Here is an 18,970-nt window from a genome sequence, read left to right on the forward strand (position 1 = left end):
GAACGCACCCTCGGAACTCGTCGCTGGCCGGTATCGGCTCTTGTCGCCGATCGGTCAGGGTGGCATGGGTCGGGTGTGGAAGGCGCAGGACGAGGTGCTGCATCGGACTGTGGCGATCAAGGAGTTGGTTCCGCCGCCCAGTCTCACCGATGAGGAGCGCCGTGAGATGCGGGAGCGTTCGCTGCGCGAGGCGCGGGCGATCGCTCGTCTCAATCACGTCAACGTCGTTCGTATCTTCGATGTGCTGCGTACCGATGGTGATCCGTGGATCGTGATGGAGTATGTGGCGTCGAAGTCTCTCCAGGACACGCTGGCGGAGCAGGGGTCGGTGTCGCCGGCCCGGGCGGTGCAGATTGGTCTGGGGGTGCTTGGTGCGCTGAAGGCGGCGCACAAGGCGGGGGTGATGCACCGGGACGTCAAGCCGGGCAATGTGTTGCTCGGTGAGGACGGGCGGGTGGTGTTGACCGATTTCGGTCTTGCCACGGTTCCGGGTGACCCGAATGTCACCCGTACTGGCATGGTGCTCGGCTCGCCTGCGTACATCGCGCCCGAGCGGGCACGGGACGGTACTGCCGGGCCGGAGGCGGATCTCTGGTCGCTGGGGGCGACCCTGTACGCGGCGGTGGAGGGTAAGTCGCCGTATGCTCGTCCCTCGGCGATCGCGACCCTCGCGGCGCTGGCCACCGAGCCGCCGCCGCCGCCGAAGAACGCCGGCCCGCTGCGTCCGGTGCTCAACGGCCTGCTGCGTAAGGATCCGACTGAGCGGATCACCGCCGAGGTGGCGGAGCGACTACTGCGCCGAGCCGGCGGCAAGCGTTCACAGCTCATCCCGCTGCTGTCCGGCGTACGCCGGCCCGGGCCGAACCGTCGCCCGGGGCGGACGCCGGCGGCTGTGCCGGCGCCGCGACCGGCGCCGAAGCTGTCCGAACCCCCGGCGTCGGTGGCACCGGCATCGCCGCCGTCGCCCGGTGCGCCACCACCGACGGCCGAGCCGCCGGCGGATGCCGCCCGCACCGCGAAGGTGACGGGTACCGGCCCGACCGCGCCGGTCGATCCTCCGGTGGACCGACCGTACGCCGACCCGACGGCGAAGCTCGGTGGGCTGTCGGCTGCCCCGGCATCGTCCATGTCCCCACCCGGGGTGCCCGCGGCCGGTACTAAGCGTCACGTCACCCGTCGCAACCTGCTGATCGGTGCCGTGGTGGTCCTGCTCCTGCTTGGTGTCGTGGTGGCCTATCCGCGGCTCGCCACGGAGGGTGACGGAGTGGATCCGGGTGCCGTCGCGACCGGTGCCGGGGCCACCACGGCTCCGGCCAACTCGGCTCCGAGCGCCACGGCGCCAACGAGCCCCCCGACGGCCAGCGCCAGCCCTCCGCCGGCCAGCGTCAGCCCGACCCCGAGTGGCACGGCAGGCGCGGCCCTGCCGGCCGGCTGGAAGCTACACCGGGACGCCACGGGATTTGTGGTGCCGGTGCCGCCGGGGTTCGACCTGGACTACCGCCGGCAATGGGGTCGGGGGCCGGAGGACTATCGGGTCCGGTTCTCCGACGGTCAGGGGCGGGCCCTGCTCATCGACCAGACGACGACGCCACTGGACGATGCTGTGGCCGACTGGCGTAAGCAGGAGGCTGCCCGACGCGACGGCTACCGTGGCTACCAGCACGTCAAGATCGTTTCAGTGGACTACTGGGATGAGGCCGCCGACTGGGAGTGGATCTTCGATGACGACTACGGACGTCGGTTGCACGTCCGCAATCGTGGCTTCGTGACCGCGCCCGACAAGGGGTACGCGATCCGCTGGGACTGCCCGGAGGACGACTGGGCGGCGAACGAGTCGATCTTCGAAATCATCGCCGCCGGTTTTGTGCCAGTACGTAGCTGATCTCCTCCCGGCTGGCCGAGGGCGGCCAGATCGGGCCGGAGGTCGGCCGGGACGAGGGCGGTAGGCTCCCCGCCCATGGTGTCGATCGACGGTCTGACCGGTATCTGGGACACACTGCTCGGCGCGCAGCCGGACCCGCCCCCGCTGCTGGTGCTGCTGACCGGGGTGGGGGCGTTGGTTGTGGTCAGCGCCGGTCGACCCTGGCGGGTCGCCCGCAACGCGGTCACCATCGCCCACGAGGGCGGGCACGCCCTGGCCGCCCTGCTCACCGGCCGTCGCCTGCACGGCATCCGGCTGCACTCGGACACCTCCGGGCTCACCCTCTCCGCCGGTCGCCCCACCGGACCCGGCATGGTGATCACCCTGCTCGCCGGCTACCTGGCTCCACCGCTGGTCGGGCTCGCCGGTGCCGGAATCCTCGGTGGCAACCGGATCACCCTGCTGTTGTGGATCGCCGTCGCACTGCTGCTGGCGATGCTGGTCCTGATCCGCAACGTCTTCGGAGTGCTGTCGCTGCTGGTCACCGGAGGGCTCGTACTCGCCGTCTCCTGGTACGCCGCACCACAGGTGCAGGCGGCGTTCGCGTACACCGGGGTGTGGTTCCTGCTGCTCGGCGGTATCCGCCCGGTGGTCGAGCTGCAACGGCTACGCGCCAGCGGCCGGATGCCCGCCTCCGACGCCGACCAACTCGCCGGCATCACCCCCTTCCCCGCGTTCTTCTGGGTCACGATGTTCGCCCTGGTCAACCTGGTCGTGCTGGGTTTCGGCGCGGCTCTGTTGGCCGGCCCGGCCCTGACCGGGTACGGGCTGACCGGCTGAACCGGAGCCCGGGTTGGCCCAGTCGGGGCGGAAAAGCCGGGAGCTGCCGGCAACCTGGGGCCGGCGCTGGGGCGTGTCCTCTGCGACCGCCACGGGAGGTAGCCAGGTGCCGGATGTCGATGGGTTCGACGAGTTCTATCGGGGGAGCCGACAGCGGCTGCTCGGCTTCGTGTACGTGCTCACCGGTGATCTCACCGAGGCCCAGGATGCGGTGCAGGAGGCGTATATCCGGGCCTGGCAGCGCTGGTCCACGGTGAGCGGGTACGACAACCCGGAGGCGTGGGTGCGGGTGGTGGCGAGCCGGATCGCGGTCAGCCGATGGCGCAGCCTGCGCAGCCGCGCCCGGGCGTACCTGCGGCACGGTGCCACCGAGAGCGTCCCGGCGCCAAGCACCGACACGGTGGCGGTGGTCGCCGCACTACGCCGGCTGCCGGAGGAGCAGCGCATCGCGATCGCGCTCTACTACCTGGTGGGGATGCCCGTCGTCGAGGTGGCCCGGGAGACCAACGCCCCGGTCGGCACCGTCAAGGCCCGGCTGGCTCGCGGCCGGGCTGCTCTCGCCGGGCTGCTCGCTGTCGTCGATCTGGAGGAGGCCGTCGATGCGTGATGAGTTGAGCGTCTCCGAGCCGATGCAACGCGGCCTGCGCGACGTCCGTTGGCTGGAGGCGGCGGAGCTCCGTGCTCGGGCCCGCCGTCGCAGCCGGCGTACCGCCCTGTTGGCGGGGATCGTCCTGGTGGGGACCTTGGCGGTGGTCACCGTCGCGGTGATCAACCCCCCATGGAGCTACTCACCGGCCACCTCGGTACCGGTGCAGGCCGCGGTGGGAAGCACCCCCGCGTCGCCCGCCGGGCAGGTTGCGGCGGTGCGTTCCGACCTTCCGCCCGAGCTCTTCGTCCAACAGTCGGACCTGGTCGTGCGCACGGAGCTGCACCTCGGCGAGGCCGCCCTGGGCGGGACGGTCACGCTGGGGCTCGGGCGCGACCGATGTGGCCCGGGCCCGGAGGCGGAGGCGTGGATGAACCGGTCGCAGACGCTACTGCGGTGGTCGGCCGGCGGCCCCGATCGGCTCGGCGACATCCTGGTTGTGCAGGATCTGTATCGGTTCCGCGGTGATGACGCGGCTCGTTTCTTCGCCGAGGTCCGACAGACGATCGCCTCCTGCCCCCAGCAGGGGGAGGTCTGGACGGCCTACCACGAAGGCAGCGCGGTGGAACTGAAAGCGCTGCACCACTGGGACACCCCGCAGGTGGACTTCGCCGGTGAGGAGTCGCTCCTGCTGCGGCATTCGTCCTCCCTGTCCGTCAACCCCACGACGGGCGAACCGCAGGCCGTGGCGAACTCACCGGAGCTGCGGGTCGTGTTGCGCGTCGGTGACCTGGTGACGGTGCTCTTCCTCAGCATGGCCGGCGAGGCGGAACTGGTCCGCCTCGCCGACGTGGCGGCCCGCCGCATGTGCACCGCCGCCAGCCCGCCCTGCTGAACCCCGCTGACCGCACACCTACAGCGGGATGTTGCCGTGCTTCTTCGGGGGCAGGGTCTCGCGCTTGGTACGCAGGACCCGCAGCGCGCGGACGATCTGTGCCCGGGTTTCGTGTGGCGGGATGACCGAGTCGATGTACCCGCGTTCGGCGGCGATGTACGGGTTGGCGAGGGTGTCCTCGTATTCGGTGATCAGCTCGGCGCGCCGCGCCGCCGGGTCGGCGGCGCCAGCCAGCTCCTGCCGGTGCAGGATGTTGACCGCCCCCTGCGCTCCCATCACCGCGATCTGGGCGGTTGGCCAGGCGAAGTTCAGGTCCGCGCCGAGGTGCTTGGAGCCCATGACGTCGTAGGCGCCGCCGTACGCCTTGCGGGTGATGACGGTGACCTTCCCGACGGTGGCCTCGGCGTACGCGTAGATGAGCTTCGCGCCCCGGCGGATGATGCCCTCCCACTCCTGGCTGGTGCCGGGGAGGAAGCCGGGTACGTCCACGAAGGTGAGTACCGGAATGTTGAACGCGTCGCAGGTGCGGACGAAGCGCGCGGCCTTCTCCGACGCGGCGATGTCCAGCGTGCCGGCGAAGTGCATGGGCTGATTCGCGACCACGCCGACCGGCCGGCCCTCGACCCGGCCGTAGCCGACGATCAGGTTCTGCGCGTACAGCGGCTGCACCTCAAGGAACTCGCCCTCGTCGAGGACGTGCTCGATGACCTGGTGCATGTCGTATGGCTGGTTCGCCGAGTCCGGGATGAGGGTGTCCAGCTCCCGGTCCTCGTCGCTGATCTCGAGGTCCATGTCGACCGGGTACGTGACCGGCTCGTCCAGGTTGTTCGACGGCAGGTACGACAGCAGCGCCCGGACGTACTCGATCGCGTCCTCCTCGTCGGTGGCGAGGTAGTGCGCGTTGCCGCTGCGCGAGTTGTGCGTACGGGCGCCGCCCAGCTCCTCCATTGCGACGTCCTCACCGGTGACAGTCTTGATCACGTCCGGGCCGGTGATGAACATGTGTGAGGTCTGGTCGACCATCACGGTGAAGTCGGTGACCGCGGGCGAGTAGACGGCGCCACCCGCGCACGGGCCCAGGATGAGCGAGATCTGCGGGATGACGCCACTGGCCCGTACGTTGCGGAAGAAGATCTCGCCGTAGAGGCCGAGCGAGGCGACGCCCTCCTGGATTCGCGCCCCGCCGGAGTCGTTGATCCCGATGACCGGGCACCCGATCTTCATGGCCAGGTCCATCACCTTGACGATCTTCTCGCCGAAGACTTCGCCGAGGGAGCCGCCGAAGACCGTGAAGTCCTGCGCGAAGACGCAGACCTGGCGGTCGTCGATGGTCCCGTAGCCGGTGATGACGCCGTCGCCGTAGGGGCGGGTCTTCGCCAGTCCGAAGTTGGTGGACCGGTGTCGGGCCAGCTCGTCCAGTTCGACGAAGGAGCCCGGGTCGAGGAGGAGCTCGATCCGTTCCCGCGCGGTCTTCTTGCCCCGTGCGTGCTGCTTGTCCACGGCGCGCGCCGACCCGGCGTGCACCGCCTCGTCGATCCGACGCTCCAGGTCCGCCAGCTTGCCCGCGGTGCTGTGGATGTTGGTCCCGGTCTCGGTAGTCACCAAGGGAATATAACGATGGTTCAGCTCGGCGCCGCTGTGCAGTACGCCTCACCACCGGTGATCGGGAGGGCCGTAGGCTGGCGGGATGCTGGGTTCCCCGTACACCGATCTGGATCGCCCACCACTGTCGGTGGCGCGGCTGCGTCGCGCGTTGGTCGCGCCGCACGGTGCCTGGGCCCGGCTGGAGCTTCTCGCGGAGACCGGTTCGACCAACGCGGACGTGGCCGAGTATGCCCGCTCGGGGGAGCCGGAGGGCCTGGTACTGGTCGCGGAGCGGCAGCGTGCGGGGCGGGGGCGGCGGGGCCGTGACTGGCAGTCGCCGGCCCGGGCGGGGATCGCGACCAGCGTCCTGCTTCGGCCGGGGGAGGCGGTGGCCGAGCGGGGCTGGGCGCCGGTGCCACCGTCGGCGTACGGGTGGCTGCCGCTGCTCGCCGGAGTGGCGCTGGTGCAGGCGGTGACCCGGCTGGCCGAGTTGGAGGCCACCCTGAAGTGGCCGAACGATCTGCTCATCGGTGCGGCGAAGTGCGGCGGCATCCTCGCCGAGGGGGTGCCGATGGCAAGGACGGCGGCGCCCCCCGCGATCGTCCTCGGCATCGGGCTGAACGTGACTCTTCGTGCTGATGAGTTGCCGGCGAACCCGAATGGTCTGCCGGCGACCTCGCTGCAGTTGGCCGGTGCCGCGGCGACCGACCGGGATCCGTTGTTGCGGGCGCTCCTCCGGTCGCTGGGCGACTGGTATGGGCGGTGGCGGGCCGCTAAGGGTGATGCGGTGGCCAGCGGCCTGCGCGCGGCGTACCTGGCCGTCTGTGCCACCGTGGACCGTCCGGTCCGGGTGCTGCTGCCGGACGGCGGCGAGTTGACCGGCACGGCGACCGGCGTTGACGCCGACGGCCAGCTGGTGGTGGCCACCCCAGAGGCCACCCGGCACCTCTCCGCCGGCGACATTCTGCATCTGCGCTGAACGGCCACGGCTGACCGGCGGGGCCGAGCTCGGTAGCGCTGTCGTCGTCCGGCCCGCGCGGCTGATGTCGTGGGATGGGGTGAGCGGTTACGGTCTGCGCGTCCGATCTGTGCTGGAGGTACCCGTGGCGTTTCCGGAGGACGTGCTCACCGAGGACGAGCACGTCGTGCTGCATCTGCACCCGCACTGGAAGGCCCTGGTCCGGCCGGTCGCGGTGATGGTGCTCGCCGTCGCGGTGGTGGTGGCCGCCCTGGTGCTGGCCCCCGACGGTGCTGGCCGGGCGGCGGCGTTGGTGGTGCTGGGCGGGGCGGCGCTGGTGGGGGTGCTCTGGTTCGCGCTCTGGCCGGCGCTGGTCTGGCAGGCGACCCACTACCTGTTCACCAGTGAGCGGGTGCTCATCCAACAGGGCGTGCTCTCCCGGGACCGCCGGGGCATCCCGCTCACCCGGGTCACCGACCATGCGATGCAGCAGCGCCTCAGCGAGCGGTTGTTCGGCTGCGGAACCCTGACCATCGACTCCGCGGGGGAGCGTGGGCGGTCGGTGTTGGTTGATGTGCCGCAGGTGGGGCGGGTGCAGACTACGCTCTACGAGCTGGTGGAGGCGCAGTACGACCGACCGCCGTCCGACGACGCCGAGCCTCGGGAGGCGCTGACCGAGGCCCGGGACGGCAGGCCGTCCGGGGAGTAGGGCTGAGCGGTCCCGTCGCAGCCGGGCTGAGCTGGCTCCGGGTCGGGCTGGGGCGGGCTGGGCCGGCGCCCCGCCCCGGAGCCGGGCACGGTCAGGGGCGACGGGATCGGCGGGTGCTCGTCTGCAGCTCCGCGGCGAGCTCGGCGGCCAGCTCCCGGTCCAGGTCGAGGCGGGCGTCCAGCGGGATGGTCAGGCCTTGGATCGGTGCGCGGAGGGGGTGGTGGGTGCCCGGTGGCGGGGCGGTTTCCTCCAGCTCCGAGACCGACTCCGCCAGCTCGGCGACCGGGTCCATCTCGGCCATCGTGTCCCACTCGTCGCGGGGGATGCTGTGCCAGTTGTTGGTGGCCGGCGCTGGTGCGGGTTGGAAGACGAACGTCCGGTAGGACCAGAACCGGAACAGCGTCGCCAGCAGGATACCCATCGTCTTGGCGAGGTTGAGGGCGAGCAGGCTGGTCACGCCGAGGCCGTATTTGGCCGCGGCCAGCACGCCCAGCTCGATGAGGAGCCCCGCACCGTTGAAAAGGAAGAAAAGGGCATACTCGCGTCTAACTGCCGTTTTCGGGCGATCACGGTACGTCCAGTGGCGATTCATCAGGTACGACGTGATCGTCGCGGTGATGGTGGCGACGACCGTCGCCTTCAGTGCGCCGCCCTGGAAGACAGTGAGTGCAAGGGCGTTGAACACCGCGTAATTGATAACGGTGTTGACGCCTCCGACGATGCCGAATTTGAGCGCCTCATGCAGGAACTTCTGCCAGCGCTCGGGCAGGAGACGGACAAGACGCATGCAGAACACCTTAGGCGAGTTGGCTGGGCCGGGATCGCCCCGGCCTGGCGAGATGGGCGCCAGGTCACGCCCGGTATCGGTCGTGCTTCGCTTCCGGTGCGGCGGGAGTTCCCGCTGGTACGAAGACGAACCGTCGATAGGACCAGAACCGGAAGAGGGTCGCCAGCCCGGTGCCGACGAGATAGCTGGCGATGTTGTCCGCCAGCGGGGTCTGGAAGACCTCCGGCCAGATCTGGCCCAGGCCGTAGCGGCTGATCGCCAGAACCGCCACGGTGATACCGAGGCCCACCGCGTTGAAGATGAAGAAGAGCGCGTACTCGCGGGCTGGGTTGCCGCCCCGGCGGTGTCGCCACGTCCAGAACCGGTTGCCGAGGAAGGCGAAGGTCGCCGCCACCACCGTGGAGATGGTCTTCGCAGTCACCTGCTCGACGTCCTGCACTGAGGTCAGGAGGTTGAAGAGGGCGAAGTCGACGAGGAAGGCGATGCCGCCCACGGTGGCGAACTTGCTCAACTCGTGGACGAGGTGACCGAACCGGTCCAGCAAGGAGTGGATCAGGCCCGGCCGGGTTCGCCGGGAGCCGGGCTCCCCGGTCATCGTCGCTGCCACCGAGCGAGCGTACCGGGTGCGGGCCCGCGGCACGGGTAGCACCGGTCGGCATGGCCGGTCCCGACAGCGATGAGCGGGGAATTACCGCCCCGGGCAGTGCCTCCCGAGTGACCTGGCCAAGTGGGGACACGGTCACCGCCGCCGTACCGGACGACGACAGGCCAGCTGTTTCGTCACTGGATTTGCGTGAAACTGCGCGTGAAAGCGGGTATTAGCTCGCGATGCCGCAGCCGGACCGTAGCTTGTGCAGTTCTTCACAACCAGTCCCACTGACTGGTGACGCAAGCCGGTTTACGCTGAGGCCAATCCCAGGTTTCACGTAGGCGACGCGACGCGCCGTCAAGCCTCGTGCATCCCATAGACCGGTCAGCGTCGACCACAAGGAGATGTGTCATGGTTGCTCCGGCCACTGTTCGGGGTATCGATCAGGCCCCGACATCCCACCCCAAACTGCTTGCCTGGGTCCGTGAGATCGCGGAACTGACCACCCCGGACCGTGTGGTCTGGGCGGACGGGTCAGAAGAAGAGTGGCGTCGTCTCACCGACGAACTCGTCGAGGCCGGCACCCTGGTCCGACTCAACCCGGAGAAGAAGCCCAACTCGTTTTACGCGCGAACCGATCCGACGGACGTGGCGCGGGTCGAGGAGCGTACCTACATCTGTTCGGTGGACGAGGCAGACGCCGGCCCGACCAACAACTGGATGGCCCCGGCCGAGATGAAGCGGACGATGACGGAGCTGTACCGCGGTTGCATGCGCGGTCGCACCATGTACGTCATCCCATTCTGCATGGGCCCGGTAGAGGCCGAGAAGCCGATGTTCGGCATCGAGATCACCGACAGTCCGTACGTGGTCGCCTCAATGCGGATCATGACCCGGATGGGCGGGAAGATCCTCGCGGCGATGGGCGACGACGCGGACTTCGTGCACGCGCTGCACTCGATCGGCGCGCCGCTGGCACCGGGCCAGCAGGACGTGTCCTGGCCGTGCAACGAGACGAAGTACATCTCGCACTTCCCGGAGACCCGGGAGATCTGGTCCTACGGCTCCGGCTACGGCGGCAACTCGCTGCTCGGCAAGAAGTGCTACTCGCTGCGGATCGCCAGTGTGATGGGGCGGGACGAGGGCTGGCTCGCCGAGCACATGTTGATCCTGAAGATCACGTCGCCGGAGGGGAGGGTCTACCACATCGCCGGGGCCTTCCCGTCGGCCTGCGGCAAGACCAACCTCGCCATGCTGGAGCCGACCATCCCGGGCTGGAAGGTCGAGACCATCGGGGACGACATCGCCTGGATGCGGTTCGGCCCGGACGGGCGCCTCTACGCGGTCAACCCGGAGTACGGCCTCTTCGGGGTCGCCCCCGGCACCGATTGGAAGACCAACGCCAACGCGATGCGGACGTTGGACCGCGGCAACTCCATCTTCACCAACGTGGCCCTCACCGACGACGGTGATATCTGGTGGGAGGGCATGGGCGAGCCCCCGACGCACCTCATCGACTGGAAGGGCAACGACTGGACGCCGGAGAGCGAACACCTCTCCTCCCACGCCAACAGCCGGTTCTGCACCCCGATCACCCAGTGTCCGATCCTCGCCGAGGACTACTACAACCCCAACGGCGTACCGATCGACGCGATCCTCTTCGGTGGCCGGCGTCGGGACACCGTTCCACTGGTCACTGAGGCGCGGGACTGGGTGCACGGCGTCTACCTGGGCGCCACGCTCTCCTCGGAGACCACCGCCGCGGCTTCGGGCGCGGTCGGGGTCGTGCGTCGCGACCCGATGGCGATGCTGCCCTTCATCGGCTACCACGCCGGCGACTACTTCCGGCACTGGATCGAGATGGGTAAGGGCGTCGACGGCGACGAGTCGAAGCTGCCGAGCGTCTACTACGTCAACTGGTTCCGCAAGGACGCCGAGGGTAACTTCCTCTGGCCGGGCTTCGGCGAGAACTCCCGGGTCCTGAAGTGGATCGTCGAGCGGATCGAGGGCCGGGCCGACGCCGTGGAGACGCCGATCGGCATGGTTCCCACCGCGGACGCGCTGGACATCGAGGGCCTGGACATGACCTCGGAAGACATTCGGATCGCACTGAAGGTCGACGCGAACGAGTGGCAGGCCGAACTACCGATGGTCACCGAGTGGTTTACGAAGTTCGGGGACAAGCTGCCTGGTGTCCTCTGGGCTGAGCTGGACGCGCTGCGTGCTCGGCTCGACGTGGAGCCGCAGTAGGAGCGGATTTGGCTGGGCCGGCGCCGCGGGCGATGGATGATCCCCGCAACGGCCGCCGAGAGCGGTAGCTCGGCGGCGGAGAGGGGATACGACGTGGCGACCGGGCTGGCTGACGGGGGCGACGAGTTCGATGTGGTGGTGGTGGGGGCCGGCCCGGCGGGCTCGGCCGCCGCCCTCGCCGCCCGCCGGACCGGAGCCCGGGTGCTCCTGCTGGATCGGGCCGACTTCCCCCGGGACAAGGCCTGCGGGGACGGGATCGCCGCGGATGCGCTGGATGTCCTGGCCGGGCTGGGGGTGCCCGACCCGGTGGCCGGATACGCCCCGCTGCGCGCACTTCGCCTGGTCGCCCCGGGCGGACCGGCGGTGGCGCGGGCACTGCCCCGCCCGGCGTACACGGTGCCCCGAACCGTCTTCGATGCTCGGCTGGTAGCGGCGGCCGTCGCGGCCGGCGCCCAGCTGCGTCGGCACGTGGTACGTCGGGTCGAGGTGCGGGCGGACCGGGTCGTGCTCGATGGGCAGATCGCCGGGCGGGCCGTGGTGGGTGCCGACGGTGCGGGCTCCGTCGTGCGTCGGGTACTGGGACACCCCCCGAATCCGGACCGCCATCTGGCCCTGGCGATCCGGGGCTACGCGCCCGCCCCGCCCGGCCCGCCGGAGCAGCTCATCGTCACCTCGGCCGCCCGCTGGCCGGCATACGCCTGGTCCTTCCCGATCGGCGACGGACGGGCGAACGTCGGGTACGGGGAGGTGCTCCGCGGCGAGTCGCTGACCCGGGAACACCTCGTCGCGCGGATTCCAGCGCTGCTACCCGGGCTCGATCCGGCGGCGGTTACCGCCCTGCGAGCGCACCACCTGCCGCTCTCCACCCATCGGCCGGTGCCGGGGCGCGGCCGGGTGGTGCTGGCGGGTGACGCGCTCTCGTTGATCAATCCGTTCACCGGGGAGGGGATCTTCTACGCGTTGCTCTCCGGAGCGCTCGCCGGCGCCGTGGTGAGTCGTACGCCGGGGCAGGCCGCTCGGCGCTACACCGCGGCGCTTCGTCGTCGACTCGGTGGCCATCTGCGGCACAGCTCGGTTGCGGCCTGGCTCGCCCGGCGGGAATCGGTGGTGGACGCGGCGGTGTGGGCGGCCGACCGGGATGACCGGGTGTATCGGGCGGTGGTGGAGTTGGGGCTCGGCGACGGCCGGTTGGATCTCCGGACGCTGGCAATGATCGGGCGTGGTCTGGCCGTCGGGGATCGGCATCCCCAGCCGTGAGGCGTCATTCCGGTCGCTACCCTGGCAGGTGATGACTCTGCGGGACGTTGTCTACTCGGTGTACGAACGCCGGCTCACGGCCAAGCTGGCGGGCAAGCCGGTGCCTCAGCACGTCGGTGTGATGTGTGACGGTAACCGCAGGTGGGCGCGGGAGATGGGGTTCGTTGACCCCAACGACGGCCACCGGGTCGGTGCCGAGCGGATCAAGGAGCTGCTGCGGTGGTGTGACGCGGCCGGCGTCGGGCATGTGACGCTCTGGCTGCTCTCCACCGACAACCTGACCCGCCCGGCCGCTCAGCTCGATCCGTTGTTGCAGATCATCGAGGACCTGACGAGCGAGCTGGCCGAGGAGGGCAACCCCTGGCGGCTGCGGCTGGTCGGGGCGCTCGACGTGTTGCCGGCGCAGCACGCGGCGGCGCTCAAGGCAGCGGCGGAGCGGACCCGGGACCGGGTGGGCGGCGCACAGGTCAACATCGCCGTGGGCTACGGCGGCCGGCGCGAGATCGCCGACGCGGTGCGGTCGTTCCTGCACGAGCACGCGAAGGCCGGCACCGGCATCGAGCAGCTGGCCGAGACGTTCGATGTCGAGCACATCACCGAGCACCTCTACACCCGGGGCGTGCCGGACCCCGATCTGATCATCCGGACCAGCGGCGAGCAGCGGATGTCCGGCTTCATGCTCTGGCAGTCCGTCCACTCGGAGTTCTATTTCTGCGAGTTGAACTGGCCGGATTTTCGCCGGGTCGACTTCCTCCGCGCGCTGCGCTCCTACGCCACCCGCCAGCGTCGCTTCGGTATCTGATCGCCCGGGGACCGCCGTCGCTGGCTGGCCCGGGATCACCGCGCACCTGGTCGGCGGCCCCGAACCGGCCCGAGGCTGGGGTGTGCCACGGCCGCTGGTGCGCCGCAGCCCGGGAGTCAGGCCAGCCGGCGCGCGGCGGCCGTGAGGAAGTCGCCGAGGTCTGCGGGTGAGTCGATGGTCAGGTCTGCCTCGGCGGCAACCTCCGCACCGGTCTCCGGGTTGGCGACGGCGACGCAGACGCCGAAGAAGCGCGGGTCGGCGGCGGCCCGGGCGCGTAGCGCCGCGAAGGCCTTGATGTCCGATACGTCGTCGCCGAAGTACCAGGCGGCCTCCGCGTCCCGCACCGCCTCGTCGATGACCATGCCCTTGTCCCGGTCGACCGGCGGCTTCAGCTCGAGGACCATCCGTCCGGCCTGGACCCGGAGGCCGAGCTGCTCGGCCTGGGCGTAGCCCCACCGGGTAACCGCCGGTCCGAGCTGCGGGGCGGTCCGCCAGTGCAGTGCCACCGAGAGCCGTTTGTACTCCACCAGGGTGCCCGCGGGCAGCTCGGCGCGGGCCTGGCCGGCGAGCTCCGCCATGGTCGGCACCCAGGGCAGCGCCGCCGGTTCGGTGACGGTTTCGCCGCCGGAGTGGCTGTGCTCCAGCCCGTAGAGACCGTAGAGGTCAACACCGGCGAGATCACCGAGTCGCTCGCGGAGGAAGTCGACCGGGCGGGCGGAGACGATCGCGATCCGACGGACGAGGGGAGCGAGCGCCTCGATCGCGGTGCGCACCCTCGGTGCGGGGTGCACCGCCGTCGGGTCGTCCCGGACCGGTGCGAGGGTGCCATCGAAGTCGAAGAAGAGGACGGTTCCGGCAGCCCGGGCAGCGGTTCTCTGCCAGGCGAGGTCGGCGGTGAACGGGGTTTTCGGCGGCTGCTTGCCCAGATTCAACGGCGGCACGCGCGACAGCGTACCCCGCTCGCAGCGGCTCAATCGTGGCCGTGAGGTACCCGGCCACCGGGCCTGGCGGCGGGTGGATGCCGGGTCTTGGTGGTGGCGTTCAGCGTTCGGCGGCTTCCCGTCCCCGACGCCCGATTGGGACGACGGTGGCTTCCCGACTGTGCCTGAGCAGGTAGCCCTCGACGAAGCCGGAGTTTCGGTCACCGGTGCCGGATTCGATCTCGTTGAGCCGGGCCACCAGGAACTCGGTGAGCGCGCTGATTCGGTCGTTGAGTCGTTCGTTCAGTTCGGCGAGCACGGCCAGGACGACGGCGGTGCCGGTGGCGGTGAGCGTGACGAGGTTGACGAGCAGGGGAAGCTGCTCGCCGTTGACCGCCAGGGTCACCGCGTTCCCGGTCACGCACAGCGTCAGGGACGCGGTGCCGACCACGACTGCCAACCATTTCAGGGTCATGGACAGACCCCTCCTTCTGTCCCGCAGGGCTGGGTTCGGCCTTCCCGTCCCCCCGCCGACGACGAGCCCAAGCAGTACGAGTAGGGACGCTAGCGTGCCGATCCGGGCCCGGGAGTGAAACGAATGAGTCTGACCTGCTGTTCTTTCGCCATCTGAGGATCATCCAACCTTTTTGCCCTGGTTTGGTGCTGCCACCGGGAGAGTGGGGCGATACGCGAGGTATCGGATAGTTTCTCGAATGTGGAACTTCTCCGCATCCGACACCTCGGGGTTGACCAGTCGGCGCAGGAGTGCCTCGACGTCGGGATCCATCGGGGGCGGGATCGTCTCGGGTCGGTGGGGGGTGCTCCGTCGGTCCCAGCCCAGCGTGGTGAAGGCGGTTGCCGGGTCGAGCCCGAGTCCTTCACAGAACGCCACGACGCGTTCCGCCTCGGGGTCGCTGGCCCAGTCGCCCCGGACCCATCGGTTCACCGTCTGTCGGGAGACGCCGGTGCGCCGGGAGACCTCAGTGCCGCTCCAGGCGCGGGTAGCTCGGGCCTCTTCGAGTGCGCGCCGGACGAAGGTGGCGAAGGCGATCTTTCGTGCGTTGGCCGTCTCGGTCACCTGGTGACCGTACGGCTACGGAGCCCTCGAACGGTCTCCTGGCACGCGGTTGTCACGTGAATGTGACGATCTGCTCGGCTTTTCGCTGTCCAGATCAGCGCTCCTGATACCGGTCCTCACCTGGGTTAATAGGTGCTTGCGCGGCTGGGGGGAATCAGGCGAAAAGCTGATACTGTCACGTTCGCGGGACACTCTACCGTGTGTCCCTGCAGGAGATGACGACTGCTTGCTCCCATGCGTGATATCTCCGGCACGAGGGGGACTTGGTGACCGAACTCGCCACCCGAGCGCAGGCCTTCGGCCTGATCGCCGCCGGGGTAGCCACCGGTTTGAGCGCGCCCTGGTGCCTCTACCTGGCCCGGGGTTCCCGCTACCTCTCCCTCAGCGTCGGGGACCGGGCGGAGTGGCACGCCTGGCGTACCCACCTCGGTTGTCCGGAGCTCCGCGTCCGCGTCTACGACACGGGCGGTGAGCTTCGCCGCTCGTCGGTGGCCGAGGTTGTCCTGGACGGGTGCCGGATCCGCGTCGAGTTGGTCGAACAGGTCGGCACCGCCGACCTCGACCAGCTACTCGTCGTGGATCCCACCCCGGTTGAGCCGGAGGAACGATGAGTTCACACAGCCCACAGTCCGGAGTGGCCGGATGAGCCCACTCCTCGCCCTGCTCCTCGTCTGCGTCCTGACCGCCGCCAGCTATGCCGCCGGTCGTTTGCATGGTCAGCTCAGCTACCGGATCGGTTACCGGTTCGGCTACCGGCAGGGCTACTTCGACGGTGACCGCGGCGCCTGGAACCGGCGTCGGCGCGACGCCCAGGCGGCGATCGCATCCGCGCTCGCCGGCCCGCGGCCGGTGGAGGCGGCTCGCACCCGCATCGCGCCCCCGATGGCCCGGTCCGGCACCACCTACACCGGCACGGCGGCGGCTCCGGCCGGTGGCCGACAAGGGACCGGTGCGGCGACGGCTCCGGTCGATGGCCGACATTCGACCGGGACGCTGGTTCGGCGAAGTGGGTGAGCGGTCGGCGGGTGAAGCTCTCGACTACCCTGGGTGGCGAAAGGCGGGGTTCGAGAGTGGTGCAGGTCACAATTGGGGCTGATGGTTTCCCATCCGCTCTACTGTGCGCAATCGTGTCCCCGAGCGCTCGCACAACCGGCGGATCGTCGGTGATCGTTCGCCCGCGTCCCCGTTGGCGGGGTTGCCAGGGGACCCGCGCGGTCGGAGCGCTCGCGGTGTGACCCCACCCCATCCGGGTGTGGTCAGCGCCGTTTCCGTGCCCCGAAAGGAAGGGACCACCTCGTGAATCGGCTGTGGAGCCGGTTGGGTGCCCGGACGGCCGCGGTGGCGCTGCTCTCTGCGGGCGTCGTCGGCGGCTTCCAACTGGGCGACGACCGGGATCAGGGCCAACACCTGTTGGAGACCGCCGGAGTCGAGCAGGTTGCGCTGCGAGCACCGCAGGTGCATCCGATGCAGGAGCAGGCCACCGAATACCAGGAGAAGCTGCGCGACGCCGCGGTGGCCGAGGCGGCGGCGGAGCGGAAGCGCCGGGAAGAGGCCGCTGTGGCCTCGCGGAACGCGGCCCGAGCGGCGGCGGCGGAGCTCGCCGAGGCCAAGGCCGAGGCCGAGGCCAAGGCCAAGGCGGCCGCGGAGAAGCCGTACGACGGCCCGATCCCGGCATCGTGTGCGGAGTTCACCGGCAACCGGCAGATCGGCTGCGCGGAGATGCTCAACGCCGGCTTCGAAATCGACGAGTTCCCCTGCCTGGACAAGCTCTTCACCAAGGAGAGCGGCTGGAACCACCAGGCCCGCAACCCGTCGACCGGCGCCTATGGCATTCCGCAGGCGCTGCCCGGTAGCAAGATGGCCTCGGCGGGCGACGACTGGGAGACGAACCCGAAAACCCAGATCCGGTGGGGGCTTGGCTATATCGAGGGTCGCTACCAGACGCCGTGCAATGCCTGGGCCTACCTGCAGCGCGTGGGCTGGTACTGAGCTCCAGCAGGGACTACTGCTGATTTGTCGGGTGGCGACGGGGTGTGCTTGGTCACACTCCGTCTCGTCCGGCCAAACTTGACACCGGCCCAGGTGGCGGCGGTCGCCGCTACCTGATAGCTGTTGACGGGTGAGCCTGCTATCGGAGGGCGGTGACCGGCACCGGTTCGGCACCGAGGCGTTCTACGCCGCGATCGGTCGGGCCTTCGTCGCCATGTGCGCGGTGGTGCCGTTCCTGTTCCTCGTCGAGGCCATTGACCAGGGGCTGGCATTCGGGCTCGACCCGGCGGCCGGCATCATCCCGCAGCGCCTCGACGGCCTGGATGGCGTCTTCTTCTCACCGTTCCTGCATCATGGCTTTGATCACCTTTACAGCAACAGCGTCCCGCTGATCCTGCTCGGCACCTTCGTGCTCGCGGCGGGTGCGCGTCGCTTCCTCTGGTCCACGCTGATCATCATTTTGGTCAGCGGGCTCGGCGTCTGGTTCACCGGAGCCCCGAACTCCGTCGTGGTCGGCGCGAGCGGCGTCATCTTCGGCTACCTCGGCATCCTGCTCACCCGGGGCATCGTCGAGCGGAGCTGGTGGAACTTCGCGGTTGTTCTCCTGGTCGGCCTCCTCTACGGCTGGCAACTCGTCGGCATTCTCCCCACCGACGAGCGGATCTCCTGGCAGGGGCACCTCTTCGGGCTGCTGGGCGGGGTGGTCGCCGCGATCGTCTTCCGGCGGCGTCGACCGGGCCTGGGTGGTTCGCACTACTCCGACTCGACCCGCATCTTCGGCTGACCGGAGCGGCGACGACGGACTGTCGGACATCCTTGCCCGGCGGCTCCGGCACCTCTACCGTCAGGATCAGCGTCGGTTGAGCCGGGAGCGGAAAGCGACGGTACGCCCATGCACGAGGTCGATGTCGCGGTGATCGGGGCCGGGCCCGCCGGCCTCTTCGCGGCGTACTACGCCGGCTTCCGCGGGCTCTCGGTGGCGGTGGTGGACGCGTTGCCCGAGCCCGGTGGCCAGATCACGGCGATGTACCCGGAGAAGTTGATTCACGACGTCGCCGGCTTCCCATCCATCAAGGGCCGGGATCTGGTGGCCAACCTGGTTGCCCAGGCCGCCCCGTTCGACCCGCGTTACCTGCTCGGCACGCGGGCGGAGAAGCTGTCGTACGCCGATGGCCAGCCGGTGCTCGGCCTGGCCGGGGGTGAGCAGCTCCGCTGCGGCGCGGTAGTGATCACCGGCGGGCTGGGCAGCTTCACACCCCGCCCGTTGCCCGTCGCGGAGGGCTTCGTCGGCACCGGAATCATCTACTTCGTGCCGCAACCGGCGGACCTCACCGGTCAGGACGTGCTGATCGTCGGTGGTGGGGACTCCGCCTTCGACTGGGCGTCAACCCTCCAGCCGCTGGCCCGTTCGGTGACCCTCGTGCATCGCCGGGAGAAGTTCCGAGCGCACGCCGCCACCGTCGCCCGGGTCCGCGCCCTGCCGGTGCGGGTGGTGGTGAACGCGGAGGTGACGATGCTGCACGGGGGCGGCGCGGTGACCGGTGCCGAGGTCACTGTCCGGGGTGGCGCGGCGGAGCTGTTGCCGGTCGACACCGTCGTCGCGGCGCTCGGCTTCACCGCCGACCTCGGCCCGCTGGCGGAGTGGGGCCTGCGCCTGGACCGCCGGCATCTCGTGGTTGACAGCACCATGGCGACCAACCTGCCGCGGGTCTTCGCCGCCGGGGATATCACCGAGTACCCGGGTAAGGTTCGCCTGATCGCCACCGGCTTCGGTGAGGCCGCGACCGCGGTGAATAACGTGGCCGTGGTGCTCGATCCGGCGGCGCACCTGTTCCCCGGGCACTCCTCCGACGGGACCTGACGCT

The 18,970-nt window shown here is 69.8% G+C and carries 20 protein-coding genes and 1 pseudogene; 14 read left to right on the top strand and 7 right to left on the bottom strand.

What is annotated here, in order from left to right:
* From B118_RS0106655 to B118_RS0106670, 4 genes are all read left to right on the top strand, one after another.
* On the top strand, positions 1-1,882 hold a 1,882-nt coding region (locus tag B118_RS0106655), incomplete at its 5' end, for a serine/threonine-protein kinase (protein WP_018810722.1).
* A gap of 75 nt (positions 1,883-1,957) precedes the next feature.
* Entirely contained in the window at positions 1,958-2,701 is a 744-nt protein-coding gene (locus B118_RS0106660) for a M50 family metallopeptidase (protein ID WP_018810723.1), read from the top strand.
* Positions 2,702-2,807: 106 nt separating this feature from the next.
* Positions 2,808-3,308 (top strand): SigE family RNA polymerase sigma factor, encoded by a 501-nt coding sequence (locus tag B118_RS0106665; protein ID WP_018221139.1) that lies wholly within the window; start codon positions 2,808-2,810, stop codon positions 3,306-3,308.
* A complete protein-coding gene (locus tag B118_RS0106670; protein WP_018810724.1) occupies positions 3,301-4,182 on the top strand; it encodes a hypothetical protein in 882 nt (293 codons plus the stop codon). The genes B118_RS0106665 and B118_RS0106670 overlap by 8 nt, the downstream gene beginning before the upstream one ends.
* Before the next feature lie 18 nt (positions 4,183-4,200).
* On the opposite strand, the gene B118_RS0106675 is transcribed toward B118_RS0106670, so the two are convergent.
* Positions 4,201-5,784 (bottom strand): acyl-CoA carboxylase subunit beta, encoded by a 1,584-nt coding sequence (locus B118_RS0106675; protein WP_018810725.1) that lies wholly within the window; start codon positions 5,782-5,784, stop codon positions 4,201-4,203.
* A gap of 85 nt (positions 5,785-5,869) precedes the next feature.
* On the opposite strand from B118_RS0106675, the gene B118_RS0106680 reads away from it, so the two are divergent.
* A complete protein-coding gene (locus tag B118_RS0106680) occupies positions 5,870-6,745 on the top strand; it encodes a biotin--[acetyl-CoA-carboxylase] ligase (protein ID WP_028192542.1) in 876 nt (291 codons plus the stop codon).
* A gap of 64 nt (positions 6,746-6,809) precedes the next feature.
* Positions 6,810-7,433, top strand: a complete 624-nt coding sequence (locus B118_RS0106685) for a PH domain-containing protein (protein ID WP_196230329.1) — start codon at positions 6,810-6,812, stop codon at positions 7,431-7,433.
* A gap of 91 nt (positions 7,434-7,524) precedes the next feature.
* Here the strand turns inward: B118_RS0106685 and B118_RS0106690 are convergent, their stop codons facing one another.
* The 3 genes and pseudogenes from B118_RS0106690 to B118_RS33855 all read right to left on the bottom strand — a co-directional run.
* On the bottom strand, positions 7,525-8,220 hold the full coding sequence (locus tag B118_RS0106690) for a GtrA family protein (RefSeq protein ID WP_018221134.1): 696 nt from the start codon (positions 8,218-8,220) through the stop codon (positions 7,525-7,527).
* A 64-nt stretch (positions 8,221-8,284) separates the two neighbouring features.
* Positions 8,285-8,860 carry a GtrA family protein gene (locus B118_RS0106695; protein WP_018221133.1) on the bottom strand — a complete coding sequence of 192 codons (576 nt, stop codon included), beginning with the start codon at positions 8,858-8,860 and terminating at the stop codon, positions 8,285-8,287.
* Positions 8,861-9,000: 140 nt separating this feature from the next.
* Positions 9,001-9,085: pseudogene (locus B118_RS33855) on the bottom strand (GtrA family protein); the annotation flags it as partial.
* A 135-nt stretch (positions 9,086-9,220) separates the two neighbouring features.
* Between B118_RS33855 and B118_RS0106700 the strand changes: the two are divergent.
* The 3 genes from B118_RS0106700 to B118_RS0106710 are packed head-to-tail and all read left to right on the top strand — an operon-like array spanning position 9,221 to position 13,118.
* Complete coding sequence (locus B118_RS0106700) at positions 9,221-11,059, top strand: phosphoenolpyruvate carboxykinase (GTP) (protein ID WP_018810729.1); 1,839 nt, start codon at positions 9,221-9,223, stop codon at positions 11,057-11,059.
* A 36-nt stretch (positions 11,060-11,095) separates the two neighbouring features.
* Positions 11,096-12,316: a geranylgeranyl reductase family protein gene (locus B118_RS0106705; protein WP_028192543.1), complete on the top strand. Its 1,221-nt coding sequence runs from the start codon at positions 11,096-11,098 to the stop codon at positions 12,314-12,316.
* Between the two features lie 31 nt (positions 12,317-12,347).
* The gene (locus tag B118_RS0106710; protein WP_026185416.1) at positions 12,348-13,118 is read left to right on the top strand and encodes an isoprenyl transferase; all 771 of its coding nucleotides are present in this window, start codon (positions 12,348-12,350) and stop codon (positions 13,116-13,118) included.
* Positions 13,119-13,234: 116 nt separating this feature from the next.
* Here the strand turns inward: B118_RS0106710 and otsB are convergent, their stop codons facing one another.
* From otsB to B118_RS0106725, 3 genes are all read right to left on the bottom strand, one after another.
* Complete coding sequence (gene otsB / locus B118_RS0106715; RefSeq protein WP_018221129.1) at positions 13,235-14,059, bottom strand: trehalose-phosphatase; 825 nt, start codon at positions 14,057-14,059, stop codon at positions 13,235-13,237.
* Between the two features lie 100 nt (positions 14,060-14,159).
* On the bottom strand, positions 14,160-14,513 hold the full coding sequence (locus tag B118_RS0106720; RefSeq protein WP_018221128.1) for a hypothetical protein: 354 nt from the start codon (positions 14,511-14,513) through the stop codon (positions 14,160-14,162).
* A 159-nt stretch (positions 14,514-14,672) separates the two neighbouring features.
* Complete coding sequence (locus B118_RS0106725) at positions 14,673-15,116, bottom strand: helix-turn-helix domain-containing protein (RefSeq protein WP_018221127.1); 444 nt, start codon at positions 15,114-15,116, stop codon at positions 14,673-14,675.
* 266 nt (positions 15,117-15,382) lie between these two features.
* Between B118_RS0106725 and B118_RS0106730 the strand changes: the two genes are divergently transcribed.
* From B118_RS0106730 to B118_RS0106750, 5 genes are all read left to right on the top strand, one after another.
* Positions 15,383-15,727 (top strand): hypothetical protein, encoded by a 345-nt coding sequence (locus B118_RS0106730; protein WP_018221126.1) that lies wholly within the window; start codon positions 15,383-15,385, stop codon positions 15,725-15,727.
* A gap of 31 nt (positions 15,728-15,758) precedes the next feature.
* On the top strand, positions 15,759-16,130 hold the full coding sequence (locus tag B118_RS0106735; protein ID WP_028192544.1) for a hypothetical protein: 372 nt from the start codon (positions 15,759-15,761) through the stop codon (positions 16,128-16,130).
* 282 nt (positions 16,131-16,412) lie between these two features.
* Entirely contained in the window at positions 16,413-17,105 is a 693-nt protein-coding gene (locus B118_RS0106740) for an aggregation-promoting factor C-terminal-like domain-containing protein (RefSeq protein WP_018221124.1), read from the top strand.
* Between the two features lie 130 nt (positions 17,106-17,235).
* Positions 17,236-17,889, top strand: coding sequence for a rhomboid family intramembrane serine protease (locus B118_RS0106745; protein WP_018221123.1), 654 nt, complete (start codon positions 17,236-17,238; stop codon positions 17,887-17,889).
* Between the two features lie 108 nt (positions 17,890-17,997).
* Positions 17,998-18,966 carry an NAD(P)/FAD-dependent oxidoreductase gene (locus B118_RS0106750; protein ID WP_018221122.1) on the top strand — a complete coding sequence of 323 codons (969 nt, stop codon included), beginning with the start codon at positions 17,998-18,000 and terminating at the stop codon, positions 18,964-18,966.
* Positions 18,967-18,970 lie beyond the last annotated feature (4 nt).

This window comes from Salinispora pacifica CNR114, assembly GCF_000514775.1.
GTDB classification, from domain to species: domain Bacteria; phylum Actinomycetota; class Actinomycetes; order Mycobacteriales; family Micromonosporaceae; genus Micromonospora; species Micromonospora pacifica.